Annotated in this window: 19 protein-coding genes and 1 tRNA gene; 6 read left to right on the plus strand and 14 right to left on the minus strand. The window is 52.9% G+C overall.

The features are described from left to right. Positions 1–39 precede the first annotated feature (39 nt). The 3 genes from leuS (at position 40) to MKO97_RS04550 (ending at position 4,171) form a co-directional block, all read left to right on the plus strand. Positions 40–2,907, plus strand: coding sequence for a leucine--tRNA ligase (gene leuS, locus MKO97_RS04540; RefSeq protein ID WP_241104884.1), 2,868 nt, complete (start codon positions 40–42; stop codon positions 2,905–2,907). 17 nt (positions 2,908–2,924) lie between these two features. Next, positions 2,925–3,395: a PH domain-containing protein gene (locus MKO97_RS04545; protein WP_241104885.1), complete on the plus strand. Its 471-nt coding sequence runs from the start codon at positions 2,925–2,927 to the stop codon at positions 3,393–3,395. Between the two features lie 68 nt (positions 3,396–3,463). Then, a complete protein-coding gene (locus tag MKO97_RS04550; protein ID WP_241104886.1) occupies positions 3,464–4,171 on the plus strand; it encodes a zinc metallopeptidase in 708 nt (235 codons plus the stop codon). 30 nt (positions 4,172–4,201) lie between these two features. Here MKO97_RS04550 and MKO97_RS04555 read toward each other — a convergent pair whose 3' ends face one another. The 5 genes from MKO97_RS04555 to ruvC form a co-directional block, all read right to left on the minus strand. Next, positions 4,202–4,672: an Lrp/AsnC family transcriptional regulator gene (locus tag MKO97_RS04555; protein ID WP_241104887.1), complete on the minus strand. Its 471-nt coding sequence runs from the start codon at positions 4,670–4,672 to the stop codon at positions 4,202–4,204. A gap of 89 nt (positions 4,673–4,761) precedes the next feature. Next, a complete protein-coding gene (locus MKO97_RS04560) occupies positions 4,762–5,169 on the minus strand; it encodes a GNAT family N-acetyltransferase (RefSeq protein ID WP_241104888.1) in 408 nt (135 codons plus the stop codon). Continuing rightward, entirely contained in the window at positions 5,166–5,939 is a 774-nt protein-coding gene (locus MKO97_RS04565) for a cyclase family protein (protein ID WP_241104889.1), read from the minus strand. The genes MKO97_RS04560 and MKO97_RS04565 overlap by 4 nt, the downstream gene beginning before the upstream one ends. Positions 5,940–5,980: 41 nt before the next feature. After that, on the minus strand, positions 5,981–7,108 hold the full coding sequence (gene hemW, locus MKO97_RS04570; RefSeq protein WP_241104890.1) for a radical SAM family heme chaperone HemW: 1,128 nt from the start codon (positions 7,106–7,108) through the stop codon (positions 5,981–5,983). An 11-nt stretch (positions 7,109–7,119) separates the two neighbouring features. Then, entirely contained in the window at positions 7,120–7,671 is a 552-nt protein-coding gene (ruvC, locus tag MKO97_RS04575; protein ID WP_241104891.1) for a crossover junction endodeoxyribonuclease RuvC, read from the minus strand. A 19-nt stretch (positions 7,672–7,690) separates the two neighbouring features. Here ruvC and MKO97_RS04580 point away from each other — a divergent pair, with 19 nt between their 5' ends. After that, positions 7,691–8,629 (plus strand): lysylphosphatidylglycerol synthase domain-containing protein, encoded by a 939-nt coding sequence (locus MKO97_RS04580; RefSeq protein ID WP_241104892.1) that lies wholly within the window; start codon positions 7,691–7,693, stop codon positions 8,627–8,629. Then, positions 8,626–9,753, plus strand: a complete 1,128-nt coding sequence (locus MKO97_RS04585) for a glycosyltransferase (protein WP_241104893.1) — start codon at positions 8,626–8,628, stop codon at positions 9,751–9,753. Before MKO97_RS04580 ends, MKO97_RS04585 begins: the two co-directional genes overlap by 4 nt. Here MKO97_RS04585 and MKO97_RS04590 read toward each other — a convergent pair. The 6 genes from MKO97_RS04590 to dnaE all read right to left on the minus strand — a co-directional run bounded on the left by MKO97_RS04590 (position 9,750) and on the right by dnaE (position 16,885). Further along, on the minus strand, positions 9,750–10,205 hold the full coding sequence (locus MKO97_RS04590) for a hypothetical protein (RefSeq protein ID WP_241104894.1): 456 nt from the start codon (positions 10,203–10,205) through the stop codon (positions 9,750–9,752). The two genes, MKO97_RS04585 and MKO97_RS04590, sit on opposite strands and share 4 nt — an antisense overlap. Next, the gene (locus MKO97_RS04595) at positions 10,202–10,573 is read right to left on the minus strand and encodes a hypothetical protein (RefSeq protein WP_241104895.1); all 372 of its coding nucleotides are present in this window, start codon (positions 10,571–10,573) and stop codon (positions 10,202–10,204) included. Before MKO97_RS04595 ends, MKO97_RS04590 begins: the two co-directional genes overlap by 4 nt. Positions 10,574–10,818: 245 nt before the next feature. Next, positions 10,819–10,892: transfer RNA gene (locus MKO97_RS04600), tRNA-Asp, on the minus strand. 73 nt (positions 10,893–10,965) lie between these two features. Beyond that, positions 10,966–11,895, minus strand: coding sequence for a DUF58 domain-containing protein (locus tag MKO97_RS04605; protein WP_241104896.1), 930 nt, complete (start codon positions 11,893–11,895; stop codon positions 10,966–10,968). A 66-nt stretch (positions 11,896–11,961) separates the two neighbouring features. Beyond that, a complete protein-coding gene (gene trxA, locus MKO97_RS04610; RefSeq protein WP_241104897.1) occupies positions 11,962–12,285 on the minus strand; it encodes a thioredoxin in 324 nt (107 codons plus the stop codon). Positions 12,286–12,394: 109 nt separating this feature from the next. After that, entirely contained in the window at positions 12,395–16,885 is a 4,491-nt protein-coding gene (gene dnaE, locus MKO97_RS04615) for a DNA polymerase III subunit alpha (RefSeq protein WP_241104898.1), read from the minus strand. A 798-nt stretch (positions 16,886–17,683) separates the two neighbouring features. Between dnaE and tyrS the strand changes: the two genes are divergently transcribed. After that, entirely contained in the window at positions 17,684–18,979 is a 1,296-nt protein-coding gene (gene tyrS / locus MKO97_RS04620; RefSeq protein ID WP_241104899.1) for a tyrosine--tRNA ligase, read from the plus strand. 26 nt (positions 18,980–19,005) lie between these two features. On the opposite strand, the gene MKO97_RS04625 is transcribed toward tyrS, so the two are convergent. From MKO97_RS04625 to MKO97_RS04635, 3 genes are all read right to left on the minus strand, one after another. Continuing rightward, a complete protein-coding gene (locus MKO97_RS04625; RefSeq protein ID WP_241104900.1) occupies positions 19,006–19,665 on the minus strand; it encodes a hypothetical protein in 660 nt (219 codons plus the stop codon). Continuing rightward, positions 19,662–20,642 carry an acyl transferase gene (locus MKO97_RS04630; RefSeq protein ID WP_241104901.1) on the minus strand — a complete coding sequence of 327 codons (981 nt, stop codon included), beginning with the start codon at positions 20,640–20,642 and terminating at the stop codon, positions 19,662–19,664. Before MKO97_RS04630 ends, MKO97_RS04625 begins: the two co-directional genes overlap by 4 nt. A 65-nt stretch (positions 20,643–20,707) precedes the next feature. After that, entirely contained in the window at positions 20,708–22,648 is a 1,941-nt protein-coding gene (locus MKO97_RS04635; protein ID WP_241104902.1) for a T9SS type A sorting domain-containing protein, read from the minus strand. Positions 22,649–22,656: the final 8 nt, after the last annotated feature.

Consider the following 22,656-nt stretch of genomic DNA (forward strand, 5'->3'; position numbering starts at 1 on the left):
GGCACAAAATTTCATGCTTTTCCACTACATTTGCGGCCTATGAAATACGCACCGAAAGACATCGAGCCAAAATGGCAAAAATACTGGGCCGAGAACCAGACGTTCGCCGCTGAAAACGGGTCGTCACGGCCGAAGTACTATGTGTTGGACATGTTTCCATACCCTTCCGGGGCCGGGCTTCACGTCGGGCATCCGCTGGGCTATATCGCGTCGGATATCTACGCACGCTTCAAGCGCCACCAAGGCTATAACGTGTTGCATCCCATGGGATACGACAGTTTCGGCCTTCCGGCGGAACAGTATGCCATCCAAACCGGGCAACATCCGGAAAAAACGACGCGTGAGAACATTGCCCGCTATCGCGAACAACTCGACAAAATCGGGTTTTCCTTCGATTGGGCGCGCGAGGTGCGTACGTCCAACCCCGATTATTATAAATGGACACAGTGGATTTTCATCCAACTTTTTGAGTCCTGGTACGACCGCGCGGCGGACAAGGCAGAAAGCATCCAAACCCTGATTAACCGATTTGAGCAAAAGGGGAATGAGGGAGTGGACGCGGTTTGCGACGACGATACCCCTTCGTTTACCGCCGCCGAGTGGAATGGATTCGATACCGCACAAAAAGAACGCATTCTCCTGAAATACCGCCTGACCTATCTGGCGGAAACGGAAGTCAACTGGTGCCCGGCATTGGGTACGGTACTGGCCAACGACGAAATCGTAAACGGTGTTTCAGAACGCGGCGGCTACCCGGTGGTGCGCAAAAAGATGACACAGTGGAGCATGCGTATTTCAGCGTATGCAGAACGTTTGCTGCGCGGACTCGAGACCCTCGACTGGACCGAGTCGCTAAAGGAAAGCCAACGCAACTGGATCGGGAAATCGGTCGGCGCGTCGGTGACGTTTCGTGTAAAGGACTCGGAAGAGGAAAAAGACACTCTCGACTTCGTACTCAGCGGCGACGATACCAATCAGTATAAAATAGAGGTGTTCACCACCCGCCCCGACACGATTTTCGGTGTGACCTTCGTAACGCTTGCACCTGAGCACGAACTGGTAGCCCGGATCACCACGCCCGACCAGAAAGCCGCTGTGGAAGCCTATGTGGAAGCCACTTCGCGCCGTTCGGAACGCGAGCGGATGGCCGATGTGAAGACGATATCCGGGGTGTTTACCGGCGCTTATGCCGAGCATCCGTTTACAAAGGAAGCCGTTCCAATTTGGATCGGCGATTACGTATTGGCCGGATACGGCACGGGAGCGGTCATGGCAGTACCGGCCGGTGATGAACGTGATTATGCTTTTGCGAAACATTTCGGCATCCCGATTCGGAACATCTTCGAAGGGGTAGACATCTCTGAAGAAGCGTATACTTCAAAAGACCAGGTGGTATTGACGAATTCTGATTTCCTTGACGGGAAGAACTATAAGGATGCGACCAAAACGGTCATCGCCGAACTCGAAAAAATGGGATGTGGTAAGGGTAAAACGAACTACCGCCTGCGCGACGCGGTGTTTTCCCGCCAACGCTACTGGGGCGAACCCTTCCCGGTCTATTACGTAAACGGACTTCCGCAGATGATCGAAGCGGCACACCTGCCGATTGTGTTGCCGGAAGTAGAGAAATACCTGCCCACCGAAGACGGACAACCGCCACTCGGCAATGCGTCGGATTGGGCCTGGGATACCGCAGCGAACCGGGTGGTATCGAATGACAAAATCGACCGCAAAACCGTGTTCCCACTCGAATTGAATACGATGCCGGGCTGGGCGGGAAGTTCCTGGTACTGGCTCCGCTATATGGACGCGAAGAACGACGCAGCCTTTGCCTCGACCGACGACCTGGCCTACTGGGAGAACGTCGACCTGTATATCGGCGGCAGCGAACACGCCACCGGCCACTTGCTGTATGCCCGCTTCTGGAACAAATTCCTCAAAGACCGCGGCATCCTGTCAACGGAAGAGCCGTTTAAGAAGCTGATCAACCAGGGGATGATTTTGGGGACAAGTGCGTTTGTCTACCGACTGGAAGGAACCAATACGTTCGTTTCGAAGAATAAGGCGGAAGGGCAGAAAATACAGCCGATCCACGCGGATGTCTACCTGGTCAATGCGTCGGATGAACTCGATATCGACGGATTCCGGAAATGGCGTCCCGACTTTGCCGATGCGGAATTCATTACCGACGATAATGGCAAGTTCTACGTCTCCCGCGAAGTCGAGAAAATGTCGAAGTCCAAATACAACGTAGTCAACCCCGATGACATCTGTGACGAATACGGTGCCGACACCCTGCGTCTATATGAAATGTTCCTCGGGCCACTCGAGCAGTCGAAACCTTGGAATACGGCGGGTATCACGGGCGTGTTTGGGTTCCTGAAAAAATTGTGGCGCCTGTATTTCGACGACAACGGCCTCATCGTGACCTCGAACCCAGCGTCAAAAGAATCGCTAAAAACTTTGCATAAGACCATCAAAAAGGTCGAAGACGACATCGAAGGTTTCTCGTTCAACACCTCAGTCAGCCAGTTCATGATCTGCGTCAACGAACTGACGGCCCAGAATTGCCACGAACGTTCGGTGCTCGAACCATTGGCCATCCTGATCTCGCCGTATGCGCCGCACATCGCCGAAGAACTGTGGGAACGCCTCGGGCATGAAGGAAGCATCGCAACCGCACCTTTCCCGCGTTTCCGTCCGGAATATTTGGTGGAAAGCGAGAAAGAGTATCCGGTCTCGTTCAACGGCAAGACGAAGTTTTTCCTTACCCTCCCGCTCGATTTGTCGAAAGAAGCAATCGAAGCAGCGGTATTGCAAGACGAACGCACCGTCCAACAAATGGGGGGTCGCACTCCGAATAAGGTAATTGTCGTACCAGGTAAAATCATCAATATCGTCGGATAATGGTCTTCAAGGCTTCCATGGATCGCAGCACCCGTATATCGACTATTGTCGTGACGGTTTTATTTGCTGCCCTACCGGTGGCAGGACTGTTCATGGGAATCACCTCCGGGAACTGGACGCTCGCTGCTGTCGGCTGTCTTCTGTTGGTGGTGTATGGCATCGTGTATGCGTACCGTCCCACGGCGTATGAAATAACGGCACATGGATTGCTTATACACCGACCGGCGGGCGTGGTGAAAATCGCTTCCAGTCGGATTCGGCAGGTCCAGCCCTTGGAGAAAGCGCAAGTGCGTTTCGCGCTCCGCACGTTCGGCGTCGGTGGACTCTTTGGCTATTTTGGGTCGTTCTACACCAAATCGCTCGGAAGCATGACATGGTACCTCACCCGACTCGACGCACTCGTACTGATTGAAACGGATCGGGAAAAATTAGTGCTTTCACCCAATGACCGCGATGCCTTCCTTCAGGAGCTTTCGGTCCTTTCGTAATACAACTGCCAAAATTTCCGAAATTCCCATCTGGCGCTTTTTTTGCGGAGTCGTCGGAAAAAGAAATCATGGTTTTCGGATTAGAGTATTATGTATTGATTGGTGTCATCGCCCTCGCAAGTTGGGCGGTTAGTGCCCGGCTGAAGGCGAAGTTTGAGGAGTATTCCAAAATCCACCTGCGTAACGGAATGTCGGGTGCTGAGATTGCTGAGGCGATGTTGGCGGATCACGGCATTTATGACGTGCGTGTCATTTCGACAGAAGGTCGTCTTACCGACCATTATAACCCCGCCGACAAAACGGTGAACCTGAGTGCGGCTGTCTACAGCGAGCGAAATGCTGCTGCTGCTGCCGTAGCCGCGCACGAGGTCGGCCACGCGGTGCAACACGCCAAGGCGTACGCCATGTTGCAACTTCGTTCGAATCTCGTGCCGATGGTCAACGTATCGTCGCAGTTATCACAATGGTTGATTTTCCTCGGATTGATCATCGGTTTCGCCGCCCGCACCGGTATCGGGTTCTATCTGGCATTGGCCGGTTTGGCCCTGATGGCCGTGACGGTCGCGTTTAGTTTCATTACGCTTCCGGTAGAGTATGACGCCAGTAACCGTGCCCTCGCGTGGCTGAAAAACAAGAATATGTTGAGCCAGCAGGAATACGCCGGTGCAGAAGACGCGCTGAAATGGGCCGCCCGTACCTACGTGGTAGCCGCCATTGGCTCGCTGGCGATGTTGCTGTATATGGCCTTGCGGATTCTCGGAAGCCGACGTAATTAAAAAACGAAACCCTCCCATACGAGGGTTTTTTTATAGCTGTATCTGTCGTTCGATCTGCTGTTCGAGGGAAATGAAGGTTTCGGTTCGGGAAACGCCGGGAATGGCTTGTATCTTGGTGTTGAGGAGCTGCATCAGGTGTTCGTTGTCACGGCAGATGATTTTGATGAGGATCGACCAGTTGCCGGTGGTGTAGTGGCATTCCAGCACTTCCGGAATCTTGCGTAGTTCCTTGACCGCCTCTGCGTTTCCTGCGGCACGGTCGAGGTAAATGCCGACGAAGGCCATGGTGCTGTAACCCAGTACCTTATTGCTGACCGTGAACTTCGACCCCGAGATCACACCCGCCTGTTCGAGTTTGCGTAGCCGTTGGTGGATGGCGGCTCCCGATATCCCGATTTTATTGGCAATCTGCAGGATGGGTTTGCGTGCATCTTCCATCAGGTACCGAAGGATTTCCTTGTCGATGCCGTCAATTTCAACTTGGGCGTGCGAAACTCTCATGTAATAAGACTATGTAAGCAAATATAGGATTTTGACGGATAAATGAAGTCGAAATCCGTCTTTTGCTTTATTTTGTTAAGGGGATGACGTCAACGGCCTATTACCTTTTCCATCATCCGCTCCGGATGCGCCAGCGGTTTGAAGCCATACTTCTCATACAGGAACTGGGCATCGCGTGAGGCGAGTCGCCATATTTTCACTTTTTCCAGTCGCGGATCGTTCATCATCGTGTCCATCAATAAGGAGGAATAGCCCTTTCCCTGCTGCCCGGGCGTTACGAACACGTCCATCAGGTACGCGAATACGACATAATCGGTGACGACACGCGCGAATCCGACCTGTTGGCCGTCAACATACACACCGTAGCATAAAGACGCATCAATCGTGGTCTGGACGTCTTCGATCGTGCGTCCTGCCGCCCAGTAAATATCCTTCAGGAAATCCTGGATAAACGCGACGTCCAAACGGGCTTTATCGGTGGAAACTTCTACCTTCATAAACGGGTCAACGGGTATAAAACGGGTTTGGAAGGCGACGCATCGTTTTCAAACGAGGCCATCTGCAGGTTTAAGAGATAGGGGCCGTCTTCGACCTGGTCGGGCACGTAAATAAGTTCGGTTATCGTGGCGTGGTGCCGGGCATCCGGATTGAGCGACCACACATCCGTGACATTCCAGAAGGCTTTGTGGGCCAGCAGTTTTCCTTCGTCCGATTCCCGATCGACACTGGGAAGGTCAATCAGTAAATGGTCGACGCCGAGATCCCGCAGGAAGGCCGCTCCCGCCGCTTCGAGGTAGGGTGGGTTGGTATGCGAGTACTTCCGGTGCTTTTTCTCGGATGAATTCGGCAGCGTACGGATAACGACGGCCTGTGGCTTTTTCCCCATCAAAGCGTCCTGCAATTGCGCAACGGTGATCACCGCATCGTCACCCCGATTTTCAGGTCCTATCGATACGACCTCGGCCAGAAAGAAAAAGGTGCGCAACGCCTGGTTGACACTGAAAAAGTCTTTGGTTATATGGCCCAGGCATTCGGTGTGGGTGCCATGCCCATGCGGATTGAAGTAGATGTTATTGAAGTTGGTAGACGAGCTGCCCTCGCTTACTTTCCCAATCCAGTTGCCGGATGTGACCGGTGAAATAACGGGTTTGTCAAGATACCACGCAATCGGATTGTCGGTGCTGTCGCGTAGGGGAAGGGAGATGTCAAACGGGCGGGAGAGGTCCGTCTCATAGCGTACTCCGTCAATGTCGAGAAGGGTTTTCATACCAAATTCCTATCGTACGAAGGTAACGAATTTGCCCGATGTCAACCGACGTAAAAAAGATCCGAGGCGAGTCCGTCGGCCAGGAATTTTCCTTTTTGTGTCGTTTTCAACGCGTCTCCTTCCAGATGCAACAAGCCTTCCTCAATAAACCGGGCGGCCGATGCGAGCAGGTAGCGGTGGAAATCGGATCCAAATTGATGCTCTACTTTTGAGAGGGAAATACCCCACATCGTCCGCAGTCCGGTCATGACGGTTTCATTGAACCGGTCAGCCGGCGTCAGTACTTCCGTTTCTGCGGGGCGCACCTTATCGTGTATGCCTTTGATGTAAAGCGTATTGTTTGCCACATTCCAGCTTCGCGAAACGCCGTCATAACTGTGCGCCGACGGGCCGATGCCGATGTAATTTTTACCCAACCAATACGCTGAGTTGTTACGCGAGAAATAGCCGGGTTTCCCGAAATTCGACAGTTCATAATGAAGGAAGCCCGCCTCGGCCAGTCGATTCGACAACAAATGGAAATGCCTGTTGGCGGCTTCGTCAGACGGCGCGTTCACCTGTCCGGTCGCAATCATTTTCTTCAAGGCCGTCCGCGGTTCGACTGTAAGGGCATAGCTTGAAATGTGCGGCACGCCCGACGCGACAACCGTGTCGACATTGGTGAGCCATTTGTCGTCGTCCATTCCCGGAATGCCGTAGATAAGGTCAACCGAGATATTGTCGAAATACGACACCGCCTCTGCCAACACCCGTTTAGCGGATTCGGCATCGTGGGCGCGGTTCATCAGGCGAAGGTCCTCGTCGAAGAACGACTGTATGCCGATGCTCAGGCGGTTGATGGGTGTGGCGGCCCATTCGGCGAGTTTTCCATCGGAAAGGTCGTCGGGATTGGCTTCGAGGGTGATTTCCGGATTGTCCGAGACGGCGTAATGAGAATAGATGACGTCAAGTAAACGCCCGATTTCGCTGGTCGATAATACACTCGGCGTGCCGCCTCCGAAATAAATCGTTTCAATGGGCCCGGTTCCGGCTTCGGCTTTCCGCATTTCGATTTCCGATAGCAAAGCCGAAAGCATATCGTCTTTTTTCTTAAGGGACGTAGAAAAATGGAAGTCACAATAGTGACAGGCTTGTTTGCAGAAAGGGATATGGAGGTAGATGCCCGACAAGCGAATGTGATTTACCGGATGCGTTCTTCGTTCTGTTTCACAAACGCTTCCCAACCCGTATAACTCTTGCCGCCGGTGGTCTTTCCCGAATTGAAGAAATGACAAACCGCCGCCGCGAGTCCATCGGTACTGTCAAGATTTTTCGGCAGCTCCTTCAGTCCGAGTAGTTGTTGCAGCATTTTCGCCACCTGTTCTTTGCTCGCATTTCCGTTTCCGGTAATCGCCATCTTGATCTTCTTGGGTTCATATTCCGTAATGGGAATCTGTCGCGACAATCCCGCTGCCATGGCGACGCCCTGTGCCCGCCCCAGTTTGAGCATCGACTGCACGTTTTTCCCGAAGAAAGGCGCCTCAATCGCAATCTCGTCGGGCAAATGGGTTTCGATCAATTCGATGGTGCGCTCGAAGATGATACGGAGTTTGGTGTAATGGTCGTCGTATTTGGAAAGCTGGAGTTCGTTGAGTTGGACAAACGACATCGTCTTCCCGACCACCCGGATGAGCCCGAAACCCATCACCGTGGTGCCCGGATCGATTCCCAATATAATGCGTTCGTTTGCCATTTAGTCGTTACTTTGCGGCGTGAGATCCGCTACCAACAAAACTAAGCAATTACTCATTGGGTTCGCCAAACTTTTAGTGGCGATCGCCGCTGTTTATTCGCTGTATGCGGAGCTCTCCGACCCGGCCCAACATGACTGGCGTGCGTTCTTCGCCACACTTGGTGATCATTTCGATCTGAAACTTGTTATAGCCGTCCTCTTTTTAGCGTTCACCAACCGCTTCCTCGAAGTGCTAAAGTGGCAGAATCTCGTTCGCGTCATCGACGCAATCGGCATCGGTGCGGCCACCCGACAGGTGCTGGCCGGCATGGCCTTCGGCATCGTCACGCCGGCGGGCATAGGCGAATACGCGGGTAAGGCTTTCTTCTTTCCGGCGGAATCCCGAAAAAAAATCGTCTTCCTGAACCTGCTGTGTAATGGTATACAGATGGTATTGTCGGTGGTGTTCGGTGTGTTTGGGTTGTTGTATTTTAATACGCTGTCACCTGTGTTGAGCGCCCGGGTGGTGGTCATAACGGCGGGTATAACCCTCGCGGTGGCATTTGCTTTACTGCTCACACGGAAGCTTACGGTCAAGGGATGGTCGATCGAACGACTATTGCATAAAATCAATCGGATTCCGCGCGATATCCACCGGCGGAATGTGCTGTTGGCTATCGGACGCTATCTGTCGTTTTCGCACCAGCAGTACCTGTTATTGCTGCTGTTTGGCGCAAATGCCGAGTACCTTCCCACCCTCGCGGTGATCGCCGGAGTCTACCTGCTGGCTTCTTGCCTGCCTACCTTCCAGTTGTTGGATTTTGCCGTCAAGGGCAGCCTGTCGGTCTATTTCTTTGAACAGATTGGTGTTGATGGCATTCCGGTTTTGTTCGCCGCTACGTCGATTTGGTTGCTGAATGTGGTGATTCCGGTGGTTATGGGAAGCTATTTCGTTATTCGATTACGCATTGCAAAATGAGCACCGTTATCCTCATCCTGATAGGTGTAGCGTATGTGGCGCTGATAGGGGCCTTCTCGTATGGTTTTGAGAAAGTGCCGGAATTCCGCGCATCCCGTCCATCCCCAATGACGCGTTTTTGTCTTGTCGTCCCTTTCCGGAATGAAGCGCATGAACTTCCGAATTTACTAGTCTCCCTTGCAGAATTAGACTACCCATCGGATTTACTCGAATGCCTCTTCGTAGACGATTCGTCGGATGATGCTTCGGTGGCCCTGATCCGATCGGCATCGCTTCCGTTTCCGGTGTCGATCCTTCCCAATCGACGGCTTACCGCATCACCCAAGAAGGACGCCATCGTGACGGCCATTGAGGCGACTGGCATGGATTGGATCATTACTACTGACGCCGACTGCACGATGGGCGCGAACTGGCTGCGCACCTACGATGCCTTTATACAAGAAAAACAGCCCGACTTTATCGCGGCTCCCGTTGGCGTTACAAGCCAATCTGAGTACTGGCCGGCGTTACAGGTAATGGAACACATGGCGTTGCAGGGCGCGACCATCGGAGGGTTCGGAATCGGGAAACCGTTTCTTTGCAACGGGGCAAATATGGCCTACACGAAGCAATTTTTCCAGGAATCGTATGGTTATCGGGGGAACGATGCCATCGCCAGCGGTGACGACGTTTTCCTGCTGCACAAGGCGGTACGCGCCCGAAAAAAGACCGCTTTCCTCAAAGCGAAGGAAGCCATCGTCTGGACGGGGCTGGCTCCGGATTTCGCTACTTACCTCCAACAACGCGTACGGTGGGCCCGAAAGTCGCCGGGCTATCGAAACACGTTTGCAAGGATCGTGGCGGCGGTGGTGTTTTTCGGGAATCTCTTCCCTGCCATTGCCTTGCTGTTTTTTGTATCCAGATCGTCGTTATCCGTGCCTGCTGACCTTCAAACAGCCGCCTGGTTTTTCGCTTCTAAATGTATGGTGGATTACGCCTTACTAACGAGAACACGCCGTTTTTTCAGGGTGTATGCCTATCACTTTTTCTCGGGGTCGCTGGTATATCCTTTTCTGTCTAGTTTCGTGGCCATCCGCTCAATGTGGGGCGGCTACACCTGGAAAGGACGGCGGTTCCGTCGCTAATCGGCTTTAAGTACGACGGGAAGGACGAACTCAGTCTTCACCGGAAGTCCGCGTTTCAAGGCAGGATTTACGCTTGGGAAATCGGACAATCGGGCGTGGATGAGGCTGTCACACGCGACCCACTGCGCATCTGCACAGGCGAAGCCTACGTGGGCATCGGGGAAGATGGTAACAGTAACACGTAAGGTGTCGGGCGCAGGATAATCGGCCGGAAGCGTGTCGGCATTGAGACGCTCCTGTATGGTTTGCCGTATGAAATCGAAAAAGCAGGTGCGCCGCTGTTCTTTGTCGGGAAGGGAATCGCAGGCGGCTACGGATGGGTATTCGTCGACTGATTTCCAATCGATCGACTGCATTTCTTTTTTGAGTAATTCCTCCTTTGACGGCACGCGTCCGCCGATGTCCTTGCAGGCCACCAGCAACAGCAAACCGAACAAAAGGAGTTTCTTCACGGCTTTTGGTTTTTTGAAGCTACGTAGTCGGAGTAACGCTTATTGAACCATTCGGCACTGCTTTTTTTCGCGGCTTCCTTTTCTTTGGGGTAGAGCATGCCCATACGCTCGGAATACCAGGCAATCCGGACGGTATAGCCATAGTATTCTTCTTTGGTCAGGACCGTTGGGTTCGTCGGACCTGTTTTCTGGAAGAACTCGAGAAACAACGCGTCGAACTCCTTGTGGCTGTAGTTGACGGCCTCGCTGCGGCATTTTTTCTTCAGGGCAAGGCGTAGTTCGAGGTCTTCGTCCGACGTAGGGGTGACCTGGGCCAGCGCCCGCGGAGACAAAACCAAAAGAAGCAATAAGATAAGGGCCTTTTTCATACTGCGTGATGAGGGCGAAAGGTACTAAAATTACGGATAAGCGCAACCTAGTCGCGGTCTCCGCTTTACCGCGTCCTTTTCAGGAACGGCCTAAAAATCAAAAAAGCCCTCCAATTTAATGGAAAGCTTTTCATCGGTCTAACTACTAAACCAGCCTCGCCTCTCAGCGAGACTAAACAACACAACTACTTTTGATGCTTTGGGCAAAAAAGCCTTTCAATTACGAAAGGCTTCTTTGCTTTTAGCGGTCTGGACGGGACTCGAACCCGCGACCTCCGCCGTGACAGGGCGGCATTCTAACCAACTGAACTACCAAACCAGTGCTGAATAGCGAGTGCAAATATAGAACCGTTTTTCATATTTGCAAGCCCTTTTTTCAAAAAAAATTTACGTCAACCGCCAAAACTTTGCTTTTCAACCAAATAAGTCGTGAGGATTTTTTCAAAATCAGACCCCACATTTACCGGTACATACCGAATTCGGTTTTGGATGCAGGTTGCCGAGAGCTCTTCGAAGTACTTCCGCACACCTTCCTCATAGCGTTCCCTGATGTTGTCGGCGAAAATGCGGACTTCGTCGCCGGTTTCGACGTCGATGAACTTACGCGGCGCGTTGTCGTATTGGAATTTTAGCTCGGTTTTTTCATCTACAACATGGAAAACGACCACTTTGTGCTTATCGTGTCGAAGGTGCTGCAGGGCATTGAAAAGGGCTTCGTTGCCCGATGCCTGGAACATGTCGGTAAACAGGATAATCATCGACCGACGATGCATTTTTTCCGCAATTTGGTGCAGAAAACGAACGGTGTCGGTTTTTTTCGGTTCGCGCGGCGAAGCCAGCAATTGCTCGAGTTTGTCAAGTACCATCCGGTGGTGCCGCTCGCTGCCTTTTTCCGGCGCGTAGTATTCGTAGGTGTCGGAATAGATGCTAAGTCCCACCGCATCGCGCTGTTTCTTCAACAGGTTCATCAACACGGCAGAAGCCAGTACGGAAAAACCGACCTTGCTTTCATAGAAGGCTTGTCCTGAATCGAGCTTGGGATAATGCATCGACGACGAATTGTCGATGATTAAGTGGCACCGCAGGTTGGTTTCTTCTTCGTAACGTTTGGTATACAAACGGTCGGTCTTGGCAAAGAGTTTCCAATCGATATGCTTGGTCGTTTCGCCGCGGTTGTAAATCTTGTGCTCGGCAAACTCGGCGGAGAAACCGTGAAACGGACTCTTGTGCATACCGGATATAAACCCTTCGACGATTTGCCCAGCCAGCAATTCGAGGTGCTTGAAACTCGATATCTTCTCTACTTGTGATTCGATCTTCATGGACGTAAAGATAAAAGAAAAACCCGGCTCAGGGCCGGGCTCTTCCACCTATGTGCAATTTGAATCTTACGCGTTTAAGGCCTGGTTAAGGGCTTCAGTGTAGGTCGCTTTAGGCGCTACACCTACCTGGCGTCCTACCACTTCCCCATTTTTGAAAACCAAAACGGTTGGAATGTTGCGGATACCATATTGTGCGGCAAAGTTTTGGTTGTTGTCGACATCGACTTTACCTACTACTGCTTTACCGGCGAATTCGTGGCTTAGTTCTTCGATGATCGGCCCTACCATACGGCAAGGTCCACACCATGCGGCCCAAAAATCAACCATTACCGGCTTGTCAGATTGTAAGACTACTTCTGTGAAGTTATCGTCTGTTATTTCAAGTGCCATTTGTATGTGTCTTAAGAATTATGGTACAAAGTTACGACACAATTCCTAAAATTGCTGTTAACCCTATCGGTTTTGACTATGCGGATATTGTACGCCTCGATTGGTACCATCAGTTCAGTTTGAAACGCACATCCAGCCGCTCTAATTCCTTCAGCAACTCGGCTGAAATCGCGACTTTAAGCTTCCGGCTGGGCATGGTTAAGTGGGTAAGCACACGCACTTCTTCCACTTCGTTCACCTCGATGTCGTTGATGTCGCCTTCCCCGTCTGCCGTGGCTTCGATGGCTTCGTTATCCGGAGTGACGGCGACCGCCACCGCGACGGGTCGTTTTACTTTTTCTAATTCCAGTACTTCAAAGGCTACCGTTTTATCCCCTTTGTTCGCCTGGAAGATGTGGCTGAGTTCGTGAATGAAGTCGTTGCGGATGTCTTCAATGTTGAGGTTTAGCGTGAGTTTTTTGGCTTGGGTGGCCAACACGTCCTGCAGCATCTTGACCTCAAGAAACTGCAACCTGGGCTCCGATTTCTTGCCGGTTTCACGGTTCACCCATCCTTCTTTTACGTTGACCTTGAAATACAGGAACTGGTTCCCGGCGAGGTAATGACGGAACTTCAGGAACTCTTCGTCGAACATCCGGAATTCGTGGCTTTCATCGAAACCTTCCAGCGTAAACATACCCCAATCCTTGCCGTTCTTGGCGGTGCGGTATTGTACGTTCGTCACGATGCCGGCGAAGGTGAGGTTTTTGCCGACGTAGTTTTCGAGGTTTTTCAACGCCTCCAGTCGTACCGAGCAGAAGTACTTCATCTCGAAACGGAAATCGTCGAGCGGATGTCCGGAGATGTAGATACCCACCACTTCCTTTTCCCGGGCGAGTTTCTCCATCGTGCTCCATTCTTCGCAAGGTGGCACCAGGGGCTCCGGAATCTGCACGTCACTGGCCTCACCAAAGAGGCTTACCTGCGAGGAATTCTCGTTTTCCTGGAATTTCGACCCATAACGCATGGCTTTTTCAAGGAACGTACTGTTATCGGAGTCCTGGTGGAAGTATTGCGCGCGATGGGTGTCAGAGAATGTATCCAGGCCACCCGCCAGCGCCAGGTTCTCAAACGCTTTTTTATTGGCCGCCCGCAGGTCGATGCGCTTGGCCAGGTCGAAGATGGAGCGGTATTTTCCCTTTTTGCGGTTTTCGACGATCGTCGCCACGGCCCCGGAACCCACACCCTTGATGGCACCCATGCCGAAGCGGATAGCATACGATTCGTTTACCGTAAACTTATAGAACGATTCGTTCACGCACGGACCCAATACGGCCAATCCCATGCGTTTACATTCTTCCATAAAGAACGAAATCTGCTTGATGTCGCTCATGTTGTTCGACAGCACCGCCGCCATGTATTCCGCCGGATAATTGGCTTTCAGGTAGGCGGTTTGGTACGCGACCCACGCATAACAGGTCGAGTGCGATTTGTTGAAGGCATATTCGGCGAACGCTTCCCAGTCTTTCCAGATTTTTTCGAGTACGTCTTGCGGATGCCCGTTTTCCATGGCCTGGCTGACGAACTTAGGCTTCATTTTGTCGAGTACGTCGCGCTGCTTTTTACCCATCGCTTTCCGGAGCACGTCGGCGTCGCCTTTAGAGAAATTCGCCAGTTTCTGCGACAGCAACATCACCTGTTCCTGGTAAACGGTGATGCCGTAGGTGTCTTTCAGGAGTTCTTCGCAGGCAGGAAGGTCATACACGATTTCTTCCTCTCCGTTTTTCCGCCGTATGAAGCTCGGGATGTATGCAATCGGCCCCGGACGGTAGAGTGCGTTCATCGCGATGAGGTCGCCAAACACTGTCGGTTTCAGCTCCTTCATGTATTTCTGCATACCGGGCGATTCGTATTGGAAGATACCGACGGTTTCGCCGCGCTGGAAGAGCTGGTAGGTCTTTTCGTCGTCGATCGGGAAAGCATCGGGATCGAGTTCGACGCCCGTGCGGTATTTGATGAGCTTGACGGTGTCTTTGATCAGGGTCAGCGTCTTGAGCCCGAGGAAGTCCATTTTCAGCAGGCCCGCGCTTTCTACGACGGAGTTGTCAAATTGGGTGACGAAAAGGTCGGAGTCTTTCGCTGTCGCGACAGGTACGAACTTGGTGATATCATCCGGCGTGATGATGACCCCGCAGGCGTGGATGCCGGTGTTTCGCAGGTTGCCTTCGAGCATCTGTGCCTGCTGGATGGTTTGGGCGCCCAAATCACCGCCGGCTGCCAACGCCTGCAGTTCTTTGGCCCGGTCAAAATCTTCCGGGCGAAGTGCAGCCTTTAAGGCGGCATCGTCGAGGCTGAAGGTCTTGGCAAGGCTCAGGTTGTTTGGGATGAGCTTGGCGATACGGTCGGCTTCAAACAGCGGTAGGTCGAGCACGCGCGCGGTATCACGAACGGCGGACTTCGCGGCCATGGTGCCGTAGGTAATGATCTGCGCCACCTGTTTCGCGCCGTATTTGCGGATAACATAGTCCATAACCGACGCCCGCCCCTCGTCGTCAAAGTCGATGTCGATATCGGGAAGCGACACCCGGTCTGGGTTAAGGAACCTCTCAAAGAGGAGGTTGTATTGCAACGGGTCGATGTTGGTGATGCCCAAGCAGTACGCGACCACCGAACCGGCGGCCGATCCACGGCCGGGACCGACGGACACGCCCATTTTGCGCGCTTCGGCAATGAAATCCTGGACGATGAGGAAGTAGCCCGGATACCCGGAATTCTCAATCGTCATCAACTCGAAATCGATGCGCTCGCGGGTTTCGTCGTTCAGCTCGCCATAGCGTCGTTCGGCGCCTTTGTAGGTGAGGTGCCGCAGGTAGGCGTTTTCTCCGCGTTTGCCGCCATCTGCCGCATCTTCGGGCACGATGAACGCTTCAGGGATTTCGAATTTGGGGAGAAGTACCTCGCGCGCCAGCGTGTATATTTCTACCTGGTCGACGATTTCCTGTAGGTTGATAATGGCTTCGGGAAGGTCGCGGAACAGCGCCTTCATTTCGTCGCCCGACTTGAAATAATACTCCTGGTTCGGGAGTCCGTAGCGGTAGCCGCGGCCCCGTCCGACCGGCGTATTGAGTTTTTCGCCGTCGCGCACGCACAGCAGGATGTCGTGAGCCGCGGCGTCTTTTTTATCGATATAGAAGGTGTTGTTGGCGGCGACCAGTTTTACCTGGTGCTTGCGGGCGAGGCCGATCAGTTCGGTGTTTACCCGGTCTTCGTCTTCCTGTCCGTGCCGCATCAGTTCGATATAGAAGTCGGCCCCGAACTGGGTTTTCCACCACAACAGGGCTTCTTCGGCCTGGTTGATACCAACATTGAGGATTTTATTCGGGATTTCACCGGAAAGGCTACCCGACAACACGATGAGGTCGTCTTTGTATTGTTCGATGACCCTACGGTCGATCCGCGGCACATAGTAAAAGCCTTCGGTGTAGGCAATCGACGACATCTTCGCCAGATTGTGGTAGCCGTTTTTGTTTTTGGCCAGGAACACTACCTGGTAGCCGTTGTCTTTCCGCGTGCGGTCGAGACGGTCTTCACAGACGTAAAACTCGCACCCAACGATCGGTTTCACGATGACGTCCGACGGTGTTTCGCCGGCTTCAACGGCGGCCTTGTTTTTGGCTTCCGCCGCTTTGTTATGGTTCTGGATGTCGCGAACGAAATGGAACGCGCCCATCAGGTTGGCCTGGTCGGTCAGTGCTACGGCAGGCATTTTCTGCGCAATGGTCGCCTTAACGAGGGCTGCGACACTAATGGTCGATTGCAGTACCGAAAACTGGGTATGGTTGTGCAGGTGGACGAAATCGACACCAACCAACGACACATCGGTTTCAGGTGCTTTTGGCGTGTCGATGGGGCGGAACTGCGCCCGGATGGCCTCGGATGCCGCCTTCAGGTTGATGTGTTTCAGTCCGATCAGCGGGATCTCGCCCAGGTTCTCGCGCTGGAACTCCTGGAAATATGAGGCCGGGACATCGAGTTCTTCTTTGGTGAAGATTTCGCGGCGGACGAGTTCGAGGAAACAGCGCGTGGTGGCCTCAACGTCGGCAGTGGCATTGTGCGCTTCGGCAAACGGCACCTGGAAGAGGTATTCGTGGAGTTCGGTCAGGGTGGGCAGTTTGAATTTGCCACCGCGACCGCCGGGTAGTTTCAGGAGTTCAGCCGTGGTTTCCGTACAGGTGTCGAGTACGGGCATTTTGCCCAATTGCGACGCGACGCCATAGCGGTGGAACTCGCATCCCATGATGTTGACGTCGAATCCGACGTTCTGGCCGACGATGAATTTGGCTTTTGCCAGGGTTTCATTGAAACGGACAAGTACGTCTGGCAGTGGTACGCCCTGTGCCGCGGCCAGTTCGGTTGAAATGCCGTGCACCCGTTCGGCGTCGTACGGAATGTTGTAGCCGTCGGGGCGGATGAGGTAATCCTGATGTTCGATGAGACGGCCCATATCGTCGTGTAATTGCCACGCGATCTGGACACAGCGCGGCCAGTTGTCGGTGTCGGTCAGCGGTGCGTCCCAGCGCTTTGGAAGGCCGGTGGTCTCGGTATCGAAAATCAGGTACATGTGTGGAAAAGGGTCGTTTGCCGGAAGTTGTTTCCCGGCAATCGGGAACTGTCAAAATTAGGCAATTCCGGCGGTGGTTCGGCACGCGATTTTTCCACCGTTTGTGGATAAGTGAGGCGGACCCGTGCTGCGTGAGGGATGGACGCGGCAGCGCCGACAGACGAAGGCTGGTTTTGCCGGCAGAGGGGGGCGACCGGAGGAAGCGCCCGGCGACGGTGCAAAACCGCCTGAGGACAAGGGGCTATAGCAGACAGCCCGACGGCGCCCTGCGGTTGGTTGAACAAAGGGATGTACTGCCAACTGCCACTGCCAACTGCCTACTGAAGAGCGCCGGCACGCCATAAAAAAAGTAGGCAGTGGGCAGTCGCAGTCTCAGTGCGCCGGCACGCCCAAAGATTTGTCCTAAACTCGCTCCTTGCTCCTACATTTAAACCTACAAGGTTGTGGAAACCTTGCAGGTTGTAGACGGATTGAAGCACTGCCGACTGCGACTGTGACTGCGACTGGAACGGCGCCGGCACGCCCAAAAATCTGGTGTAAATTGCAACTGCCTGTTGGACGGGATTCCTCGCTGCGCTCGGAAAGACGATGACCTCATCTGTAAGCAGTTTGTAAAGGAGAAGGGCGAACTGCCCACTGCGACTGCCCACTGCTTACTCCTTGATACTCGCTCCTTGCTCCTACATTTAAACCTACAAGGTTGCGGAAACCTTGCAGGTTGTAGACGGTCCCTTGCTCCTTGATACTTGCTCCTCCTAAATTCACAGTTTCCACCTATATTTGCGCAAATTTTGCACTATGGAGAATTTGGTTGAAGAACTGAAGTGGCGTGGACTGTACCACGACAGCATGCCGGGAACGGAGGAAGAACTGTTGAAAGGACCGGTGACGGCGTATATCGGGTTTGACCCGACGGCTGATTCGCTGCATATTGGCAGTATGGTGCAGATTATGTTGCTCGTGCACCTGAAACGTTTTGGCCACCGGCCGATTGCGTTGGTGGGTGGGGCCACGGGTATGATCGGTGATCCATCGGGTAAATCGGATGAGCGTAACCTGTTGGACGAGGTGCAACTCGAGAAGAACGTAGCAGGCATCAAACGGGTGTTGTCGCGGTTTCTGGATTTCAATGAGACGGGTCCGCAGGCGCCGCTGATGGTGAACAACTACGACTGGATGAAGGACTTTTCGTTCATCGCGTTCGCGCGTGACGTGGGCAAACGCATCACGGTCAATTATATGATGGCGAAGGATTCGGTGAAAAAACGGATTTCGGGCGAAGGCGAAGGGATGTCGTTTACGGAGTTCACCTACCAACTGATCCAGGGGTATGATTTTTACCACCTGCACAAGCACTATAATTGTGTGTTGCAGATGGGCGGCTCTGACCAATGGGGCAATATCACCACCGGAACCGAACTGGTGCGCCGGATGAACAGCCATGAGGCGAAGGCCTTTGCGCTGACGACGCCGCTGATCACGAAGGCGGATGGTTCGAAGTTCGGGAAATCGGAAGGCGGCAATGTGTGGTTGGATGCGGATAAAACATCGGTCTATAAGTTCTACCAGTTCTGGCTGAATGTCTCGGATGAGGATGCAGAGAAATACATCCGGATTTTCACCTTCCTTGACCGGGCGACCATTGACGCACTGGCAGCGGAACACAAAGAAGCGCCGCACCTTCGCGTGCTGCAAAAGCGACTGGCGGAAGAGGTGACGATTTTCGTGCACTCAGCCGACGCGCTGGAAAAGGCGAAGCAGGCGTCGAACATCCTGTTCGGAAACGCGACAGCGGATGACCTGAAGCAACTGGACGAAGTAACCTTTCTGGAGGTGTTCGACGGGGTGCCACAGGCGAAGTTGGCCAAAGCGGATTTAGTGGGCGGACTCGACATCGTGACGCTGATGAACGAGAAAACCGGCTTCGTCAAATCGAATGGCGAGGCACGCCGGGCGTTAACTGAGAACTCCATTTCAGTGAACCGCGAGAAAGTAGCGGACGGACATACGGTGACAGAAAACGACCTGATCAACGGGAAGTTCATCCTGCTGCAACGAGGGAAGAAGAATTACTTTATTGTAGTTGTAGAATAAAAGAGACCCGGTTCGCCGGGTTTTTTTTATGGACGGAAGTCCAGCGGCACGCGGTTCGACATATACCAGCCACGGATCAACGTGGGGTCTGCCAGAAGCGTCGCGAAGTCTGCCTCAGTGAAATTGTCACGCAGTTCCTCGCGTAGCAGGTTGATGCCGATTTCGATGAAATGGGGTTTGTTCTCGTCGAGGTAATATTCAAGGTCGTCGTGTTGGAAATAGCGCTGGCCGTCCCACTGCAAGTTGCCGAAGAATCTCAGCGACGCTTTTGGGGCCAGTGTGTGCCGGCTGTCACGAAGCGTTTTTCGTCGCTCTTCTATAAAGTTGTCGAAGTATACCACGTCTTCTACGGCGGTGGTATCGACAATTTGCATGGGGCCTTCCGGGTTTGGGCGGTTCCAGGGTTCGAAGATGCCCCAGATATCAATCAGTTGGTCTTCCTGGTAAAACCTGTAGAACGGGCGGTTGCTTAGGGAACTGGAGGCATTGGGCTGGATGGGACCGGGGATGAGGTAGAAGGAAACGGGTTGATCGGTTAGGTTTTGTATGCTGTAAAAAAACGTGAAGTTCCGGATGCCGTTGCGGTTGTCGACGTTCACGGAATCAATTTGGATACGAAGCGTTTCCTTTTGCTGGGCATAACCGGCCAGCGCGAAGCAGAGCAGAAAAACGGCAAGTGTTTTCATACGACCATCAGGTTGCAGCCGCGGATGTCGGAATGATCAAAGCGGCCCAATACTTCAAACGTGCCATCGGCGAATTTCTTGCCCAGGTCCTGCGTGGCAATGAACGAACACGAGTTGATGTTGGCGAGGTCGATGACGTTGAGTCCGCCGGTGCGCCCTTCGCCTACATACGATAAGGCGTCTTCCGGGTCGCGGACGAGGATGTGCATCCAGTTTGGGCATTCGAAAATGCCGTCGCCCAGGGAGTAGGCTTGCGACAACAGTTCGGTCATGCCGTATTCGGAGTGGATGGACGACACGCCGAATCCTTCACAGAGGATGTGGTGAAGTTCTTCCCGAATCATTTCCTTTCGCTTTCCTTTCATGCCTCCGGTTTCCATGATAAGGGTGTTTCTCAGTTGGAAGCGTTTGCGTTCTATCAGGTCGAGCAGCGCGTAGGTTACACCGAAAAGCAGGACGTTCTGGCCGGCGGCATCAAGTGTTTCAAGCTTCAGGATGAGCTCGTCGTAGTTGTGCAGGTAGAAGCCGCTATCGGGATTTCCGGACAGCCGGATGAGGTCATCCACCATATAAATCAGCGATGAACCCTCGCGTTCGAGGTAGGACGGGAGCAGGGCCAGTATGGCGTAATCTTCGATATGGCCGTAGAAACGAGAAAAGGCGCGACGGTAACTTTCTTCGTATAGTGAGGTGTCGGTCACCACATGCCGACTCGTGGTCATACCAGTCGTACCGCTGGAGGTAAAGACGGTTTGGACGGGCTCAGTTGAGGAAAGTACCTCATGGGTTTTGAAGAACTGTATCGGCAGGAAGGGAATCGCTTCCAGCGTTTTCACCGCCCCCGGATCGACGTTCAGCAGGTCGCAGAAATTTCGGTATATGGCGTTGTGCGCATGCTGGAACCGGAAGGTTTTCAGTGCGGCCTTGACGAATTCTTTGTGCGAAGAAATGGCGAAGATGTCGGATGTGGGAACCATCCCTGCAAAGGTAAAATAAAAAACCCCGGTGTTGGCCGGGGTTTCTATTCTGGAAGAAAAGGAAATTACTTGATCACCAGCTTGCGCGTGGCAGTTTTTCCTTCTTCTGTGATTTTTACGATGTAAACACCACCTTTGATAGCGGCTACATTGATCTCGTTTGAAGACGTAGTCGTGTTCAACACTTGTTTGCCCAATACATCATAGATAGCGACAGTTTTGGTGCCGTTGCTAGCTGAATCGATGAACAGGCGTCCGTTGGTAACCGGGTTAGGGTATACTTTCAGGCCGTCGATGTTGTTGTTCCCAACGCTGAGGTTGGTTCCGGTAACATCTTCCCATGTAGTCGCAACGCGAAGCAAGTCAACTTGAACGTCTGGAGTTTCAGTAGCACTGTCCTGACGGAAGAAGAATTTAGAAATTCCAGTCAGGTCGGTACCTGTGTGTGTATCTGTAATGGTAGCGGCTGGTTGTGCACCACCTACTGTAGGGTTAATCCAAAGATTGACGGTGTCGTCAGACGCGTTGTCACCGAATGTATAGCCCACCACAACGAAATAGGTTTCGCCTGTTGCATAGGCGTCAGCGGTCCATGTAGTATTCGCAGCATTTGCCGTACGAACCTCTGTTCCGAAGTTGAAAGAAGCGTCGTCTACGCGTTTTGTCCACAGGGTAGCACCAAAGTTAGAAGTGCTGGCGCCCAGACCGGCAAAGTAACCGCCGTTTGCGTCGGTTACACCCGCCATAGTATTGACCTTCAAAAGGAACGAGTAGTATACAGTTCCGGTAGCCACATTCTGTAGGCTAAGGAATGTATCGATACCACCGCCAGCGAATACTACCGAGTTTCCGGCAGTTGGCAAGCTATCATATGAAAGGCTTCCACCTGCGACCACTACATCGTCACCGGTATTTACGTTAGCCCAGTTCGTCTGTCCGCCCAAAGCGGCAGCTTCCGGGTATTCGAATTGGTTCGCGTAAGGCAGCGCAGCATCCGCCGGTGCAGGCGTACAAGTTGGCGACGTAACGTTTACCGTAAGGTTACAAACACTGCTTGTAACGGTTACGACCAAAGCAGTACCTTCTGTTACGCCAGAGATCGTGATGTTTCCGCTTGCAGCAGCACTTGGGTCGTCACCACCTACAGTGCCTGAGTCGGCATTGATGGTGTAGTTATCAGTACCTCCATTGGTGAACGGGATAGTCACCGTGTAGGTGTCAGTTCCGGCTGTAACAGCGTCGCATACGCGGGTTGCAGTTGACAGTGAAAGTGGGCATGTCGGAGGAGGTGTACCACCAAACCAGGCAGTGTCTACGTAGATACCGTCAACAGTAATGTTTTGGGCAGCATCGTACTGACGCAGATAAACAGCACCGATAGAAGCGAGGCCGCCGCCTGAAGCCGTAGCTTCTGCCGCTCCTGCTGCTGCTTCCGTGGCCGGAATGCCAGAAGGGATTACCCAAATGCTTACCGAACCGGCTGTAGCCACTTCATATTTTACAACGATAAGATAGGTTGTGTTGAGGTCGAAGTCTGTAGTTCCGTAAGTCGCTGTAGAGGTGTTTGAAATACCGAAATTGATTTTTCCGGCGTTAGCGGAATTTTTCACAAACACACGCGCCGCGAAAGAAGAAGTTCCGGATCCAAGGTGTGTGAAGTAACCACCGGCAGTTGCAGCCGTCACGTTCACAAGGAAAGAGTAATAAAGTGTTCCCGATGTTACAGGAGCAGCAAATACCTTGTTGACATCTTCGCCTGTGTTGTCAACCAGCGCCGCATTTCCTTCGGCCGAACCGGTAAAACCGCTTACGCCTGAGTAACCTGCGTAAGAAAGTCCGTTGGAAGCACCAACTGTTACGGCGTTTGTGCCCGCGGCATTGTGCGCTGTCCAACCGTTGTCGGTCAACAGTGCGCCGTCAGCATAGTTCAGGTCGTCCGTAAACACCTGGGCGAAGCCAGAAACCATTCCAAACAACACTAAAGATAAAGTGTAAATTTTTTTCATTTTCAATT

Source organism: Flavobacterium sp. HJ-32-4, assembly GCF_022532105.1.
In the GTDB taxonomy this organism is placed as follows: domain Bacteria; phylum Bacteroidota; class Bacteroidia; order Flavobacteriales; family Flavobacteriaceae; genus Flavobacterium.